This window comes from Luteolibacter sp. Populi (assembly GCF_040801775.1).
Classification (GTDB): Bacteria; Verrucomicrobiota; Verrucomicrobiia; order Verrucomicrobiales; family Akkermansiaceae; genus Haloferula.
Map to the genome: position 1 here is coordinate 4,634,041 of NZ_CP161812.1, position 14,839 is coordinate 4,648,879.

The following is a 14,839-nucleotide window of genomic DNA, read 5'->3' on the forward strand; positions in this document are numbered from 1 at the left end:
GGGCGCGAGACGCACCCTCTCCTTGAGGCTGCGCGGTGGAGAGGCGGAATCGGGGATTCGTAGGGTGAGGAGGGTACTTCCGCCGGCCCTCCGGGGCGGGATGCGGGTGCTGGGTTATCCGACGCGCCTCCGGCGCTGGGAGGGGACCGTGCGGGTCGGACGGTGGGTCGGCAGGGAGGGACCATTCACCGCACAGGGGATTGCCCCGTTTTTGAAAACGAAGTGCGGGGCTCTCTCCGCTGCGCTCCGGTTGTGCGGACCACCTTTCCGACGCAGCTCCGGCGCTGGGAGGGGGACCGGTATTTGGGGGATAGGCAGGGGGCCCCCTCCTTGGGATGTCCGCTTCCGGTGCCGGGGGCCGGTCTATCCTTCGCGGGCTTGAGAGGGCGGCGATGAGGTTTGCGGCATTCTCCCGTTCTTCACGGCAGCGAGCTGCCTGCCGAAGGCGGTGACGAGTCCTGCCCGTTACCCACAACTTTTCATTTTAAAGACTCGCCACGCCTGCGCGAGGGTCCGCAGCTTTGCGAGGCCCCGCCACAGCACTTCGGGGCCGGGTTCCCCGTCGCTCTTCCTGCCAAGGAATCCGCCCAGCCTCGCGATCATCCGCACCGCTTCGCCGGTCGCCGGCGGCCGTTCCGGCGGCGGCCCGCCGCCCGCCGCGTGCACCGGGAGCACCTCCCATTCGTCGCGCTCCAGCCAGCCTTCCACGGGGAGCCCCGGGCTGATCCGCGCCTGCCAAACCAGGGACAGCAGGTGCACCGCTACGACCATGTCCAGCGCGATGAAGGCCTTGAGCTTCTCCGCCGCGCGCACCTGCCGGCTTTCCACCCGGCAGCCGGTCTTGAGCACGCGGTGGAAGTCCTCGATCCGCCAGCGCAGGGCATACCAGCCGACCAGCCGCGCGGCGTCGCCGGCGTCCGCGACGGGTTCGGTCGTCAGCAACTGCCAGCACACCGGCTCCACGCCCGGCGGCGGGTCGATCTCCCGGACTTCCAGCGCCCACAGTTCCAGGCTTTCCGACAGCCCGAGGTGTTTCTTCTTGTTGGCGGGCACCGCCAGACGGACCCGCCCGGCCCGCACCGCGAGGGTGGCCTTGCGCGCCTTGAGCCCTTGCTTTCCTCGCGGCAGGTCGACCACGAGGGTGGCCGTCACCGGCAGCGCGGCGGGGGTCTGCCACAACGGCGTGCCGCCGTCCTCAAGCTTGCGGTCGTGCTGGCTGCGCACCAGCAATCCGGCTCCGCCGCCGCGTTGCGCGCGGGTTTGCTGGCAGGCGGCGAGCAGTTCGTAGATGTCGGCCTCGCGGTCGGCGACCGACAGCACCGCGCGCGTGCCGCCGAGGTCTTCCCACAGCCGCTGCGCCTCGTGCCAGCCGCCGACCCAGCGGTGGCTTTCCTTTTCTTCCAAGGGCTGGCGGTTGCGCTTGCCGGCGGGCTCGCCGGCACCGCGGGGTTGCCGGGCGTAGACAAGGGCCGAGGCGAGGCCGTGGACCGCGCCGTCCGTGCCGACCACGAGCTGGCCGTGGACGAAAAGGCCGGGGGAGCGATCCTTGCCATGGCCGGCGGTGGGGCCCAGGCCTTCCTTGCTACGATGGTTGTCGTAATTGAGCGCGGTGGTGTCCTGCAAGACCAGCAGCGCGGTTCCCTCGTCCCCAGCCCGCAGCCGATCCAGCATCGCGGCGCGGTGGGCGGCGAGGATCGCCCCGCAGTTGACCTCGGGCTGGTCGAAGAGCCGGTAGCAGGCCTTGGTGCCGGACCAGTCGCCGCAAGCGGCGGGAACCGGGGCGGTGGGATTTCGTGCGAAGTCGGAGGCCACACGCACAAAGCGTCGGCTGCGGCGAGGGTCGCCGCAATCCAAGGTTGCAAATTCGGTTCCAGCCCAGGAGAGGGCGGCTTGCGGGTCGGGAGGATTGAGGTCGGAAGAATCGAGGTCCATCCGCGAAGCTGATGTAAACAGTCGTTTAGTACCAGCGCGATTTAAGTACGACCTCGAAAAGTTGTGGGTAACGGGCAGGACGAGTCTCCGCACTCCAGGGCGGCGGGGCCGCGGGGGGAGATGAGCCCGCGGGTTTCCGGGGGCAGTTTGGGACCGTTCGGCCGCACAGGGATTGCCCCGTTTTTGAAAACGAAGTGCGGGGCTATCTCCGCTGCGCTCCGGTTGTGCGGACCACCTTTTCTAGCCGTGCCGGAGGAGGGCGGTCTTGATGGATTGGGCGCGCCTTAGGGCCTCGTCGGTGTCGGAGCCTAGGAAGTTGGCGTGGCCCATTTTGCGGCGGCCCATGGCGCGGCGCTTGCCGTAGAGGTGGAGGAAGGCGGAGCTGTCGGCGAAGAGGGGGGTCCAGTCGGGGGGCTCGGTTTCGCCGGGCCACATGTCGCCGAGGAGATTGAGCATGACGACGGGGGAGAGGAGGCGGGTGGAGCCGGCGGGGAGGCCGCAGATGACGCGGACCTGCTGCTCGAATTGCGAGGTGGCGCAGGCGTCGAGGGTGTGGTGGCCGGAGTTGTGGGGGCGGGGGGCCATCTCGTTGACCAGCAGCGAGCCATTCGAGAGGTAGAAGAATTCGACGCCCATGATGCCGCGGTAGTCGAGGGCTTCGGCGACTTCGCAGGCGATGACCTTGGCCTCCGCGGCGACGGCGGGGCTGACGCGGCCGGGGACGATGGAGAGGTCGAGGATGTGGTGGCGGTGACGGTTCTCGGCGGGATCGTAGACGGCCATCGAGCCATCGGCCGAGCGGGCGACCATGACGGAGAGCTCCATTTCGAAGGGGATGAAGGCTTCCAGCACGGCGCGCTCGGTGGCGAAGGAGGTCCAGACCTCGGCGGGGTCTTCTCCGCCTTCCAGCTTGAGCTGGCCCTTGCCATCGTAGCCGAAGGCGGCGGTTTTCAGGACGGCGGGGGTGCCGATCTGCTGGATCGCGGCGGCCAATTCCTCGGCGGAGGCGACGACGGCGAAGGGGGCGCAGGGGATGCCATTGGCCTTGAGGAAGGCTTTTTCCCGCTCGCGGTGCTGGCAGATGGCGACGGCATTCGGGGAGGGGTGAAGCTGGATCCGGGCGGCGACGGCCTCGAGCGTTTCGCGCGGGATGTTCTCGAATTCGACGGTGGCGACGGCGGCCTTGGTGACGAAGGTTTCCAGCGCTTCGGGGGAGTCGAAGGGTGCGTCGATGGATTCGTCCGCGACGACGATGGCGGGGGCTTCGAGGCCGCCGGTCCAGACGAGGGTGCGGTAGCCCATGCGGCGGGCTTCCATGCAGAACATGCGGCCAAGCTGGCCGCCACCGAGGATGCCGAGGACGGAGCCGGGCGGGATGACAGGAGACGCGTTTTTCACGGGCTCGATTGAGGGGCGCGAAGGAGAACCACGGAATACACGGAATACACGGAAAAAAGACGGGAGGGCAGGTGCCGAGTGATCAGTGAGCGGTGATCAGTGGAAGAGAATGGGGGGCGCGAGACGCACCCTCTCCTTGTTAGCCGAGGGGGGGGAGTTGGGCGGACTTGACGGTGTCGTTTTGCTTTTGGCGGAAGGCCTGGAGCTTTTCGAGGAGGGCGGGGTCGTTGTTGGCGAGCATCGCTACCGCGAAGAGGGCGGCGTTGATGGCGCCGGCCTTGCCGATGGCGAAGGTGGCGGTGGGGATGCCGCCAGGCATCTGGACGATGGAGAGCAGGGAGTCCATGCCCTTGAGGGCGTGGGACTCGACCGGGACGCCGAGGACGGGGAGATTGGTGATGGCGGCGGTCATGCCGGGGAGGTGGGCGGCACCGCCGGCCCCGGCGATGATGCATTTCAGGCCGCGGCCGCGGGCTTCGGTGGCGTAGGAGAAGAGCTTGTCGGGGGTGCGGTGGGCGCTGACGACTTCCGCTTCCCAGGTGACCCCGAAGTCCTTCAGGGTCCGGGCGGCATGCTCCATGGTCGGCCAATCCGAGGTGCTGCCCATGATGATTCCGACAAGCGGCGCTGACATGGCCGAGAGACTCAAGACGGCAAGACTCAAGACGCAAGACTTGAATTCCCGGAGGGGCGGGATGCCGCAGAACCCGCTCTTGAGTCTTGAGTCTTGCGGTCTTGGGTCCTTTGCTCCCGGCGCTCATGCTGAAGGAAGCCATCCAGGAAGTCCGCGTTTTCGCACCCGCCACGGTCGCCAATGTCGCTTGCGGCTACGACGTGCTCGGGTTCGCCATTGACGCGCCCGGGGACGAGATCGTTGTCCGTCATTGCGACAAGCCCGGCCTGCACATTACCGCGATTACCGGGGACGACGGGAAGCTGCCCAAGAATCCGGAGAAGAATACGGCCGGGGTGGCGGCGCTGGACCTGCTGCGGCACTTGGGGATGACGGATCGCGGGATCCAGATGGAGATTCACAAGAAGATGCCTTTCGGTTCGGGGCTCGGCTCGTCCGCGGCTTCGGCGGTGGCGGGTGCCTTCGCGGTGAACCGGTTGATCGGCGAGCCGCTTTCGAAGAAGCAGCTACTGCCCTTCGCGATGGCCGGGGAGGCCTCGGCGGACGGTGCCTGGCACGCGGACAACGTGGGGCCCTGCCTGCTGGGCGGGATCGTTTTCATCCGCTCGAATGACGAGCTCGACGTGGCGCAATTGCCCGCGCCGAAGAATCTCTGGGCCGCGGTGGTTCACCCGGACATCGAGATTCTGACGAAGGTGGCGCGTGAGATTCTCCCGAAGGACATTCCGCTGGTGAATGCGACGCAGCAGATCGGCAATCTCGGTGGATTGCTGTGCGGCATCATCCAGGAAGATTACGGCCTGATCTCGCGCTCGATCCACGATGTGATCGCCGAGCCGCGGCGGCAGAAGCTGATCCCGGAATTCTACCGGGCGAAGCGGGCTGCGCTGGGTGCGGGTGCGCTGGGGTTTTCGATTTCGGGTGCGGGGCCGAGTGTTTTCGCGCTCTGCGAGGGCGAGGAGATTGCGCGGAAGGTCGGAGAGGCGATCTCGAAAGTCTTCTCGTCGATCCCGCTGGGGAATCAGGTTTACGTTTCGAAGATCAATCCCCACGGAGTGCACGTGGTGGAGGAGAAAAGTTCCAAGTGAGAAGTGCCAGGAAACGGTCTAGAATCAGAACAATATGAAATTCCTCTTCATCCTCGCCTTGGTGCCTTTCTTCGCATCCTGCGTCCCGAACGCTGCCAAAAGCGTGACCCGCGACGCTGGAGACGACGAGACACTGCGGAGTTATGCGATCCTGCGGCCGAAGTGGCCGGATCCGATGGATCGCCCGGCGAGGTTTGCCTCGGTGCAAACCAGCGTGGCCCAGGGCGGGTCCCAGAGCCGCGGGGTTCATGGCACGGCCCTTTCCGATCTCGGCAACCTGGGCCTCGTCTTGAATCCGGGTCCGTGTTCGATCCGGGTTCACTCAGGCAAACCTCCCTACACGTCTTACGGGCAGCTGGACTTCGAGGCGCGCCAAGGGAAGATCTACCGCTTCGTCGCGAAGACCGACCCCACGGCGCTGGGACGGGACATGACCCATGATTGGGAAGTCTATGAAGAGGACACCGGGAAGGTGATCCTGAAGAGGGAGGCGAAGGTGACGCTTTCGCCCACGATCACGCCGATCCTTTTCTGAGCGTGTGATGTCTGCCGTTGTCAGCGGTGCGGGTTCGATTTGAAGGAAGCAGTGTGGTATAAGAAGTTAGAACCGAGAGGTGCCAAGTGGCGGAAAACGCGCTAGAGTCGAATTGCATGAAGCGGAAATTCAACGTCGTGATCGAACGGGATGCGGAAGGCTGGCTTGTGGCGAGCGTTCCCTCGCTACATGGTTGCTACACCCAAGCGCGCTCCTTCGACGAATTGGATGTCCGTATCAGGGAGGCGATCGCCCTTTGCTTGGAAGATGGCGACGTTCCGGTGTGAGCCGTCTCCCGGCCCCCCTTGCAGGGGGACATGATGTGGCGGGCTATGACCCGGGGTTGCGCGTTGTTTACCCCGCGCTATCTCCCTGCCGCCTCTTCGAGGCTCTGGAAGCTCCGGCTCCCGGCAGTGAAATCACGGCAGCGGCGTCTGCTCGACGCGGAAGAACTTCTTTCCGGGCTCCGGAACGAATGCGGCTTTTCGCCAGGTGTCGTCACCGGGAAGCGGGGCGGCATATTGGGTCCAGCCGCCGAGGGTGGGGGATGAGGTGAGGGTGTAGGTCGCGCCGGGAGGAGTTTTGTAGAAGATCTGCTTTCCCGTGAATCCCTCACGCATGAGGAGCTGTGGCGCTTCCAGCGGCCGGGCCGGGTTGCGGGTGTTCCATTGGAACTGAAGGATGGTGAACTCCGAGGGTTGGAGGAGGGCGATGCCGACCTCCATTTTCACAACGTGGGCATTGATGTCCGCTTGGGTCATCGTCTGGCCGAGGCTGCAGCGCACGTAGAAGGACTCCGCCGGAGTGTTGCCGGGGAAGCCGCCGTTTTGATCGACGTATTGGAGGAAGGTCTGGGCCGTGGTGACCAGCTCCGTCCACAGGGTGCTGTCGTTCAAACGGTTGTCGGAGAGCGTTCCCATGCGCTCGATGTTGGTTTTGATCCAGTCCGTGGTCCGCTGGATGGGGATGTAGCGGTTCTCCGGATTTCCTCCGTCGAGGTGCCGGGCTGAGTATGGGATGATCGGGCCGCCGGTGGTGAATTGCCGGATCACGCAGACGTAGACGTCGGTGACGATGGTGCTGGTGTTGTTGTTCAACACCGGTGACATGCTGGTTGCGACGAGGGGGAGCTGATTTCCGGCTGGCGCGCCCCAGATCCATTGGTCGGGCTCGATGTCATTGGTCAGCCATGCCGCCGCCATCTGGCCGCTGGCTCCGAAGGTGGCGGGGGTTCCGTTGATGCTGGCGGTCAGGTAGGGATAGTAGAGGACGAGTTCCTTGGAGCCGGGTGGGATATTCTGGGTCACCCATTGGGCCATCAGGGTGGGGGTGGTCATGCCGGGGGGCGGATCGATGATCATCATGGCGCGCCGCTTCGACAGTTCGGCCTTCCAGATCGCCAATGCGGGCTTGATCTCCGCGGTCGGGAGGAGGGTGATCTCCGGACATAGGAGGATGCCGAAATCCCGCACCAAGGGGAGGGCGTAAAGTCCGGTCATCGCCGCCGGATCGCCGAAGAGGGCGGTGGAGAGCGGACCGTCGGGATTGACCCGGATCACGTTCAATTTCAGCACTCCCTGTGCAAAATAGCGCCGCGCTTGGAGTTCGGCGGGCCAATCGGTCGGGGTTGCGGTGCCGTAGAGATCCCTGAATTCTCCCAAGCTCACCTGGACCGGCGAGCCCACCGGTCCTTTTGCAAAACGCCCGATGATCGCGGCGGCCACCGGTTGTTGTTCGAAGGCTTCGGCTGTGACGGTGGCGAGGCAGAATGCGAGGACGGCGGTGCGGAGGATGGTTCGCATCCTGAGTTAATACACCATTCCGTCGTAGGGGCTTCAGAAAACTGCGCGGTGCGGAGGGACGATTGACTGCTTTTGTCATCGACTCCCGCACCCGCAGGTTTCGGAATCCCCGCGGCTTCGCGCCGCGGGAGCCCTATCCGACACCGGACCAATGCTCTACCATTCCACCAACAACCCCGCACACCGGGTCGATCTCAAGGAAGCGATCCTGCGCTCTCTGCCGCCGGACAACGGGCTCTACATGCCGGACGCGCTGCCGGTGCTGGGGCCGGAATTTTGGGCGATCTGGCGGGAGCTGACTTTCCAGGAGATCGGCTATGCGGTGGCGCAGGCGTTTTTCCAAGAGGACGTGCCGGCCGCGGATCTGAAGGAAATTGTGGAGGGCACGCTGGCCTTCGATGCGCCGCTGGTGACGCTGGCGCCGGGTGATCACATCCTGGAGCTCTTCCATGGACCGACGCTTGCTTTCAAGGATTTCGGCGCGCGCTTCATGGCGCGGCTGATGGCGTGGCTGGTGCGCGGCGACAATCGCGAGCTGACGGTGCTGGTAGCGACATCGGGGGATACCGGCGGTGCGGTCGCTTCGGCCTTCCACAAGGTGCCGGGGACGCGGGTGATCATCCTGTATCCGCAGGGCAAGGTGTCGGGTTTGCAGGAGAAGCAGCTGACGACGCTGGGGGAGAACATCACGGCGATCGAGATCGACGGGACCTTCGACGACTGCCAGCGGCTGGTGAAGTCCGCCTTCCTGGACCGCGAACTGGCCGAGCGGCTCAATCTGACCTCGGCGAATTCGATCAATCTTTCCCGCTTGGTCCCGCAGAGCTTCTACTACATCCATAGTGCCCGGCAGCTTCCGGAGGGAGTGCAGCCGGTGTTCGTGGTTCCATCGGGGAATTTCGGGAACATCACCGCCGGCTTGCTGGCCATGCAGCTCGGGCTGCCGGTGAAGAAGTTCCTGGCGGCGACGAATGCCAACGACGTGGTGCCGGCCTATCTGAAGAGCGGCGACTACCAGCCGCGTCCGAGCATCGCGACGATCTCGAATGCGATGGACGTCGGTGCGCCCTCGAATTTCGCGCGGATGCAGGCGCTGTTTGGAAATTCGTGGGAAGGCATGCGCGGGAAGATCGAAGGCATGGCCTTTACCGACGGCCAGACGCGCGCGGCGATCCGCGAGGTGAAGTCGCTCTTCGATTACGAGATCGATCCGCACGGGGCGGTCGGCTGGCTGGCGGCGCGGAAGTGGCGGGCGGTGAATCCGGGGAATTCGACGATCACGTTGGAGACCGCGCATCCCTCGAAATTCCTGGATGTGATGGAGGAGGAGATCGGGAAGGGGAGTGTCGAGATTCCGGAGCGGCTGGCGATCCTGGCGGATCGGGAGAAGGTGGCCGGGCGGCTGCCGGCGGATGAAGCGGCTTTCAAAGCCTGGCTGGCCGGGTAAGATCGCCGGGCATGGAAGATCTCACCCGGGTGCTCAATGCGATGGCGTCCGGGGACGAGTCCGGGTCGGAGCAATTGATGGCGTCGATCTACGCGGAACTGCGGCGCATGGCGGCGGGCAAGATGGCGGGCGAGCGGTCGGACCATACCTTGCAACCGACGGCGCTGGTGAATGAGGCGTATCTGCGCTTGGCCGGCGGGGCGGGAGACTGGGCGAGCCGGCGACATTTCTTCGGCGCGGCATCGGAGGCGATGCGGCGGATTCTGGTGGAGAATGCGCGCCGCCGGGCAGCGCAGAAGCGGGCGGGGGATCGCACGCTTTTGGACGAGGAGGTTCATGACTTGCCGCAGGATGAGAAGCTTCTCCAGGTCCACGAGGTGCTGGACGAACTGGAGGCGCAAGATCCGTTGAAGGCGAAGATCGTGAAGATGAGGTTCTTTGTCGGGCTGGGCCATGAGGAGATTGCGGCGTTGCTTGAGCTCAACGAGAAGACGGTGCGGCGGCATTGGGAGCTGGCACGGGTGTGGTTGTTCCGGGCGGTCCGGGATGGGGGGTGACTTCGCCGGATTATTGCCGTTTCGGTTTGTTTTTGGCCCGGGAATCTAGGAAATGGCCATGAATGCGATGAGCCACTCCCCTGATCCGGTCATCCAGATTTTCAACGAGGCGCTCAAGCTGGAGGTTCCGGAGCGTGCTGCCTACCTGAAGCGGGTCTGTGCTTCCGAGGTCGAGCTGTGGCAACGGGTGGAGGGCTTGTTGCGGGCGCATGAAAGTGCCAGGGGATTTTTGGTTGAGCCGGTGATCTTCCTCCACGCGGGAGAGGCTCCGAAGGCGTCGGCGGGCGAGGGGCCGGGAGACCGCGTGGGCAACTACAAATTGATCGAGCAGATCGGGGAGGGTGGCTGCGGTGTGGTCTTCCTGGCGGAGCAGGAGGAACCGGTGCGGAGACAGGTCGCGCTGAAGATCGTCAAGCCGGGCATGGATACGCGCAGTGTGATCGCGCAATTCGAGTCCGAGCGGCAGGCACTGGCTCTGATGGAGCATCCCCACATCGCCCAAGTGCTTGACGCCGGAGCGACGGCCGCGGGTCGGCCCTACTTCGTGATGGAACTGGTGCGCGGGACCAAGATTACCGACTACTGCGACCGCCATTTGCTGGGCACGCGGGCGCGCCTGGAACTCTTCGTGCAGGTGTGCCACGCGGTCCAGCATGCGCATCAGAAGGGGATCATCCATCGCGACATCAAGCCTTCGAACATTCTGGTCGGCACAGGCGGTGAAGGCAGGCCTCTGCCGAAGGTGATCGATTTCGGGATCGCGAAGGCCACGACGGGCCAGCGTCTGACGGACAAGACTTGCTTCACGGCTTTCGAGATGTTGATCGGAACGCCGGCATACATGAGTCCGGAGCAGGCGGCCCTCAAGAGCGCGGACGTGGATACCCGCACCGATATCTACAGTCTCGGCGTGCTGCTCTACGAACTGTTGACCGGCGAGACGCCCTTCGAAGTGCGGGATTTGTTCGAGGCGGGGCTGGAGGAAGTACGCAGGGATATTTTGAGCAAGGAGCCGATCCGGCCATCCTCCCGCTTGAAGAGCATGCAGGCTGCGGAACTGGCCGGAGCGGCACGGGGCAGGCAGACGGAGCCTCCGCGGCTGATCCGGCTCATCCGCGGGGATCTCGACTGGATCGTCATGAAAGCCTTGGAGAAGGATCGTGCGCGGCGCTATCCGACGGCCAACGCACTGGCAGCGGATGTGCAGCGTCACTTGGACGATGAGCCGGTCATTGCCCGACCACCGAGCGCGGGTTACCGGCTCGGCAAGTTGATTTCCCGCAACCGGCTTTTGATGGGGAGTTCCGCGGCGATTGTCGTCCTGCTGGCCGGCAGCTTGGCGGTCATGTCCTCCCTGTTCGCGAAGGAGCAGGCGGCTCACCGGCAGGCGGAGATCGAAAAGCGCAGCGCCCAAGTGGAAGCGGCGAAGAGCACGGAGGTGAGCAGTTTTCTGGGCGAGATGCTTGCGAGCGTCTCACCATCGGTGGCGATGGGGCGGGACACCGCGATCCTGCGGGAGCTCCTGGCTCGAACCGATCAGGACATCAGCGTGGATCTGGCCAATCAACCGGAGGTGGAGTCCGTGCTGCGGTTGGTGCTCGGGAATTCCTATCGCGAGATCGGCGATTTGCAGTCGGCTGAGCGGATGCTGCGGAGGGCGCTGGAACTCCGTCAGGCGGCTTCGCCTCCGGATCGTCGCGGCCTCGCCATTGCCGCGAACCTGCTGGGCTACGTCCTGCTCCGGCAAGGCCGCCACGAAGAGGCCGAGCGCCAATTGCAGTTATCGCTCGACCTGTGGCGGGGCCTCGGGACCGGGGAAGTGCGGGAGTCAGTGTTGGCGCTGGAGAACTTCGCCATGCTTCGCTCACGGCAGGACCGCCCGGGCGAGGCCGAACCGCTGATGCGGCAGGTTCTTAGATGGCGGCAGCAGAACATGAAGCCGGATCATCGGGACATCTCCAGCGCGCTGAACAATTTGGGAACCATCATTTACGCTTCCAAGAAACTTTCTGAAGCCGAGCAGATATTCCGCGAAGTGCTGGAGGTGAAGCAGCGGCGGGATGGAGATGATCACCCGGGCCTGGTGACGGCCTTGCAGAATCTTGCCACGGTAACTTCCGATCAAGGGAGGCGCGATGAGGCGAAGGATCTTCTCTCCCGGGCCGTGGCCTTGTATCGGAAGCGCTTCCATCCGGGTCATCCCCAGAGGCTCGCCGCGACCCTCAAACTCGGGAACATGCATCGCGAGGCCGGCGAGTTGGCGGCGGCGGAGCCCATGTATCGCGAGGTGATGAGCAATGGCCGCCGCAAGGAGAACGACTATAACCCGACGGTCGCCACCGCGCTCCAAGGGCTCGTCGCCACGCTCGGCGGCCAAGGGAAACGCATGGAGGCAGAGGCCCTGCTCGACAGCATCCTGACGCCGGAATTCTCGAAATCGCCCAAGTGTGTGCCGGTGCTGGACGTGCGGGTGGATTTCCTGGCTCGGGCCGGCCGCTGGAGGGAAGCCGCCATGCACGCGGCGAGCCTCGTCGAACTTGAGCCGGAGAAGCATGAGCACTATCACACGTTGGCACCGCTCCTCGTGGCGGAAGGAAGGGTCGGGGATTACCAGAAGCTCTGCGTGGAGATCCTCAGGCGCTTCAGCGGTCCGAACGACATCTTCATCGCGGACCGGATGGCCAAGGACTGCCTGATCCGGCCCTCAGCCGTGGAGGATCTAACGCCGGTGGCAAGGATGGCGGAGACCGTCCTCAAGGAAGGGGAGGGCTATGATGCGTTGCCTCTTTTCCGGGTCTGCAAGGCGCTTTCAGATTACCGCCAAGGGCAATTTGCCGCCGCGATTTCCCTAACGGAAAAAGTCGGGGATTCCCTTCCGCACGCCGAGGTCGGGGCGCTGGCGGTCCGGGCCATGGCTTTGCGGCGCTTGAATCAGCCGGAGCTTGCGCGTGCCTCTCTCGCGCAAGGCAGCGCCGTATTCGGATCGAAGCTGCCCAAGCTCGAAGGGGGAGATCTGGGGCAAGATTGGCGGGACTGGATCATCGTACGCGAACTGCTGGAGGAGGCCCGTGCCCTGATTGATGACGGGGAAGGAAGGAGTGGTGACGAGCGGTGATGGCGTCGCGGCCGATGGATCCTGCCGGTTGCCTGTCATGGCAGAAACGAGTTTTACCATCTGCAGTCTTCAAGCACACCTGATCCATGAGCGAAATCACCGTGATATTGGCCTCCGTCCAGAAAGGACAGCCGGAAGCGGCCGAGGAGTTGCTCGAGCTGGTCTACGAAGAGTTGCGCCGGTTGGCGGCTTTCAGGATGGCGCAGCAAGCTCCCGGCCAGACACTGCAGCCGACGGCCTTGGTCCACGAGGCTTGGATCAAGCTGGTGGGTTCGGACAAGACGAGCTTTCAGGATCGCGCGCACTTCTTCGCGGCGGCGGCGGAGGCGATGCGTCATATTTTGATTGACCGTGCCCGCCGCAAGCTGGCCAAGAGACATGGCGGCGGCCTCGAGAGAGGGGCCTTGGAGGAGTATGAATTGATTGCCCCGATCTCCGACCAGCAGATGCTGGATCTTCACGAGGCCCTGGACCAATTCGCACGGGAACATCCGATTCAGGCGGAGGTGGTGAAGCTACGCTTCTTCGTGGGGATGACCAATGAGGAGATCGGGCAGCTTTTGGCCATCTCCTTGTCCACGGTGAAGAACTACTGGAATTTTTCCCGAGCATGGCTGTTCCGGGAGATGGAGGGGGGGAGCTAGCGATGTTGTCATGCCAGCTCCCGCCCGGGCTCACTTGTCCGTGGGGACCGGGACGCGCTTCCAGAATTCGTCGAAGGCGATCGCGTCGAAGAAGGCGGTGACCTCCACCATCTTTCCGTCGCGCATCTTCATGAACCAGGCGTAGGTGTTGCGGTAGGGCTTGCCGTCGAGGGCGGTGGCTTCGGCGTCGAAGAGCGCGATGACCGTGTCGCCGTCGGCGTGCAAGCTGCGGATGGTCGGGAAGAGCGGCTTGGTCAGGCGGGCATTGAAGGGCTTGATCACGGTGCCGATAAACTCGTCACGGGTCGGATACTTCTTCGCGACAATGGAATTGCCCGCAATGGTCCAAGTGGCATCCTCGGCAAGCAGCTCGAAGGGGCCGCCCGTTCCGGCGCGCCAACGGGTGAAGGCGGCTTGGACGAGCTGCCGGTTCGATTCGGGGCTGCCCTTGGTTTCAGCGGCATTCATGGCGGTGGTTCCCGAGAGCCATGCGATGGCGAGCGTCAGGACGATGGTCAGTCTTGCGACGGGAGAGTGCATCTTCAGGAGTTGTTCGGGTGCTGGTTAAAATTTGATTACCGCCCTGCCGACGATGTCACCCGCCCGCAGCAGTTCGAGGTTCTCGTTGACGTCCTGGAGGCGGACCGTCTTGACCGTGTGGCGGATCTTCCCTTCCGCCGCGAGCGCCATGATTTCGCTGAGGTCGTTGTAGTTGCCCCAGAAAGAGCCGTGATAGGTGTACTCCCGCGCCACGAAGGGGAATAGCGGGATATCGATCTGGTCGCCCACGAGGCCAACCGAGGAGTAGTGGCCGGCGACCCCCAGAAGCTCGAAGCCGGTGCGGATCATCTCCGCGGCTCCGGCGCAGTCGATGACGGCGTCGAGCTCACCCTTTCCGATGGTGTTGTTGAGTTCCTTGCGGAGGTCGGCGGTGGCTTTGCCCTTGGTGCTGATGACGTGGTCGGCTCCGTATTCCTTCGCGACAGCCAGCTTGTCGGGATGGCGCGCGAAAGCGACTACGGTGGCACCGGCCCCGAGAAGCTTGGCATACTGGACGGCGTAGGCCCCGAGCCCGCCGATGCCGAATACGCCGAGCACCCGATTGGGGCCAAGGGCACCTGCATCGCGGAGCTTCTTGATGCCACGGTAAGGAGTCAGGCCAGCATCGGTGAGCGGAGCCAGTTCCTCGGCTTTCAGGCGCTTGTCGACCTTGATGAGGTAGCGGGAGGGAACGGGCACGAACTCCGAGTAGCCGCCGTAAGGACCGAAGCCCGGCCATTGCCCGTGGCTGCAAATTTGGGTATTGCCCACTTGGCAGTGACGGCAGGTGCCATCGCCCCAGCCGCCGACGACGACCACTTGGTCACCCTCCTCGAAGCCGGCGGACCGGGGAACCAAGCCGCCGATCTTGTGAACGGTGCCCGCGATCTCGTGGCCCGGCGTGAGGGGAAAGGTCGAGGGGGCGTATTTCCGGAAGTAGCCGTCGAGCAATTGGACGTCGGTGCGGCACATCCCGGCGGCGGTGACTTTGACGAGGATCTCGTCCGGCTTCATCACGGGCTCCGGAACTTCTTCGAGAACGAGGGGCTGGTGGTATTCATGCATGCGTGCGGCGATCATGGTGGTGCTTTCTTTTCAGGTTGGAGGAATGATGTGGAATCGGTCGAACTCGGCGGGGTTTCGAGTG

At 64.3% G+C, this 14,839-nt stretch carries 13 protein-coding genes; 7 read left to right on the forward strand and 6 right to left on the reverse strand.

Annotated elements, in window-relative coordinates:
* Positions 1-465 precede the first annotated feature (465 nt).
* From ABWK72_RS18835 to purE, 3 genes are all read right to left on the reverse strand, one after another.
* Entirely contained in the window at positions 466-1,932 is a 1,467-nt protein-coding gene (locus ABWK72_RS18835) for an IS4 family transposase (protein ID WP_367871114.1), read from the reverse strand.
* A 240-nt stretch (positions 1,933-2,172) separates the two neighbouring features.
* Positions 2,173-3,330: a 5-(carboxyamino)imidazole ribonucleotide synthase gene (locus ABWK72_RS18840; protein WP_367871115.1), complete on the reverse strand. Its 1,158-nt coding sequence runs from the start codon at positions 3,328-3,330 to the stop codon at positions 2,173-2,175.
* Between the two features lie 139 nt (positions 3,331-3,469).
* The gene (gene purE / locus ABWK72_RS18845) at positions 3,470-3,964 is read right to left on the reverse strand and encodes a 5-(carboxyamino)imidazole ribonucleotide mutase (protein ID WP_367871116.1); all 495 of its coding nucleotides are present in this window, start codon (positions 3,962-3,964) and stop codon (positions 3,470-3,472) included.
* 125 nt (positions 3,965-4,089) lie between these two features.
* Between purE and ABWK72_RS18850 the strand changes: the two genes are divergently transcribed.
* From ABWK72_RS18850 to ABWK72_RS18860, 3 genes are all read left to right on the forward strand, one after another.
* The gene (locus ABWK72_RS18850; protein WP_367871117.1) at positions 4,090-5,052 is read left to right on the forward strand and encodes a homoserine kinase; all 963 of its coding nucleotides are present in this window, start codon (positions 4,090-4,092) and stop codon (positions 5,050-5,052) included.
* A 34-nt stretch (positions 5,053-5,086) separates the two neighbouring features.
* Positions 5,087-5,587: a hypothetical protein gene (locus ABWK72_RS18855; RefSeq protein ID WP_367871119.1), complete on the forward strand. Its 501-nt coding sequence runs from the start codon at positions 5,087-5,089 to the stop codon at positions 5,585-5,587.
* Positions 5,588-5,703: 116 nt separating this feature from the next.
* Complete coding sequence (locus tag ABWK72_RS18860) at positions 5,704-5,874, forward strand: type II toxin-antitoxin system HicB family antitoxin (RefSeq protein ID WP_367871120.1); 171 nt, start codon at positions 5,704-5,706, stop codon at positions 5,872-5,874.
* Positions 5,875-6,006: 132 nt separating this feature from the next.
* Here ABWK72_RS18860 and ABWK72_RS18865 read toward each other — a convergent pair whose 3' ends face one another.
* The gene (locus ABWK72_RS18865) at positions 6,007-7,389 is read right to left on the reverse strand and encodes a hypothetical protein (protein ID WP_367871121.1); all 1,383 of its coding nucleotides are present in this window, start codon (positions 7,387-7,389) and stop codon (positions 6,007-6,009) included.
* Between the two features lie 151 nt (positions 7,390-7,540).
* Between ABWK72_RS18865 and thrC the strand changes: the two genes are divergently transcribed.
* From thrC to ABWK72_RS18885, 4 genes are all read left to right on the forward strand, one after another.
* On the forward strand, positions 7,541-8,836 hold the full coding sequence (gene thrC, locus ABWK72_RS18870; RefSeq protein ID WP_367871122.1) for a threonine synthase: 1,296 nt from the start codon (positions 7,541-7,543) through the stop codon (positions 8,834-8,836).
* An 11-nt stretch (positions 8,837-8,847) separates the two neighbouring features.
* Positions 8,848-9,393 carry an ECF-type sigma factor gene (locus ABWK72_RS18875; RefSeq protein ID WP_367871123.1) on the forward strand — a complete coding sequence of 182 codons (546 nt, stop codon included), beginning with the start codon at positions 8,848-8,850 and terminating at the stop codon, positions 9,391-9,393.
* Positions 9,394-9,460: 67 nt separating this feature from the next.
* Complete coding sequence (locus tag ABWK72_RS18880) at positions 9,461-12,508, forward strand: tetratricopeptide repeat protein (protein WP_367871124.1); 3,048 nt, start codon at positions 9,461-9,463, stop codon at positions 12,506-12,508.
* Positions 12,509-12,594: 86 nt separating this feature from the next.
* Positions 12,595-13,152 carry an ECF-type sigma factor gene (locus tag ABWK72_RS18885; protein WP_367871125.1) on the forward strand — a complete coding sequence of 186 codons (558 nt, stop codon included), beginning with the start codon at positions 12,595-12,597 and terminating at the stop codon, positions 13,150-13,152.
* Between the two features lie 30 nt (positions 13,153-13,182).
* On the opposite strand, the gene ABWK72_RS18890 is transcribed toward ABWK72_RS18885, so the two are convergent.
* The gene (locus tag ABWK72_RS18890) at positions 13,183-13,692 is read right to left on the reverse strand and encodes a nuclear transport factor 2 family protein (RefSeq protein ID WP_367871126.1); all 510 of its coding nucleotides are present in this window, start codon (positions 13,690-13,692) and stop codon (positions 13,183-13,185) included.
* 24 nt (positions 13,693-13,716) lie between these two features.
* Positions 13,717-14,772, reverse strand: a complete 1,056-nt coding sequence (locus ABWK72_RS18895) for an NAD(P)-dependent alcohol dehydrogenase (protein WP_367871127.1) — start codon at positions 14,770-14,772, stop codon at positions 13,717-13,719.
* Positions 14,773-14,839: the final 67 nt, after the last annotated feature.

Coding starts and splice junctions, on each gene's coding strand:
- ABWK72_RS18835 (WP_367871114.1), bottom strand. CDS start 1,932: ATGGACCTCGATTCTTCCGACCTCAATCCTCCCGACCCGCAAGCCGCC.
- purE (WP_367871116.1), bottom strand. CDS start 3,964: ATGTCAGCGCCGCTTGTCGGAATCATCATGGGCAGCACCTCGGATTGG.
- ABWK72_RS18850 (WP_367871117.1), top strand. CDS start 4,090: ATGCTGAAGGAAGCCATCCAGGAAGTCCGCGTTTTCGCACCCGCCACG.
- ABWK72_RS18855 (WP_367871119.1), top strand. CDS start 5,087: ATGAAATTCCTCTTCATCCTCGCCTTGGTGCCTTTCTTCGCATCCTGC.
- ABWK72_RS18860 (WP_367871120.1), top strand. CDS start 5,704: ATGAAGCGGAAATTCAACGTCGTGATCGAACGGGATGCGGAAGGCTGG.
- ABWK72_RS18865 (WP_367871121.1), bottom strand. CDS start 7,389: ATGCGAACCATCCTCCGCACCGCCGTCCTCGCATTCTGCCTCGCCACC.
- thrC (WP_367871122.1), top strand. CDS start 7,541: ATGCTCTACCATTCCACCAACAACCCCGCACACCGGGTCGATCTCAAG.
- ABWK72_RS18875 (WP_367871123.1), top strand. CDS start 8,848: ATGGAAGATCTCACCCGGGTGCTCAATGCGATGGCGTCCGGGGACGAG.
- ABWK72_RS18880 (WP_367871124.1), top strand. CDS start 9,461: ATGAGCCACTCCCCTGATCCGGTCATCCAGATTTTCAACGAGGCGCTC.
- ABWK72_RS18885 (WP_367871125.1), top strand. CDS start 12,595: ATGAGCGAAATCACCGTGATATTGGCCTCCGTCCAGAAAGGACAGCCG.
- ABWK72_RS18890 (WP_367871126.1), bottom strand. CDS start 13,692: ATGCACTCTCCCGTCGCAAGACTGACCATCGTCCTGACGCTCGCCATC.
- ABWK72_RS18895 (WP_367871127.1), bottom strand. CDS start 14,772: ATGATCGCCGCACGCATGCATGAATACCACCAGCCCCTCGTTCTCGAA.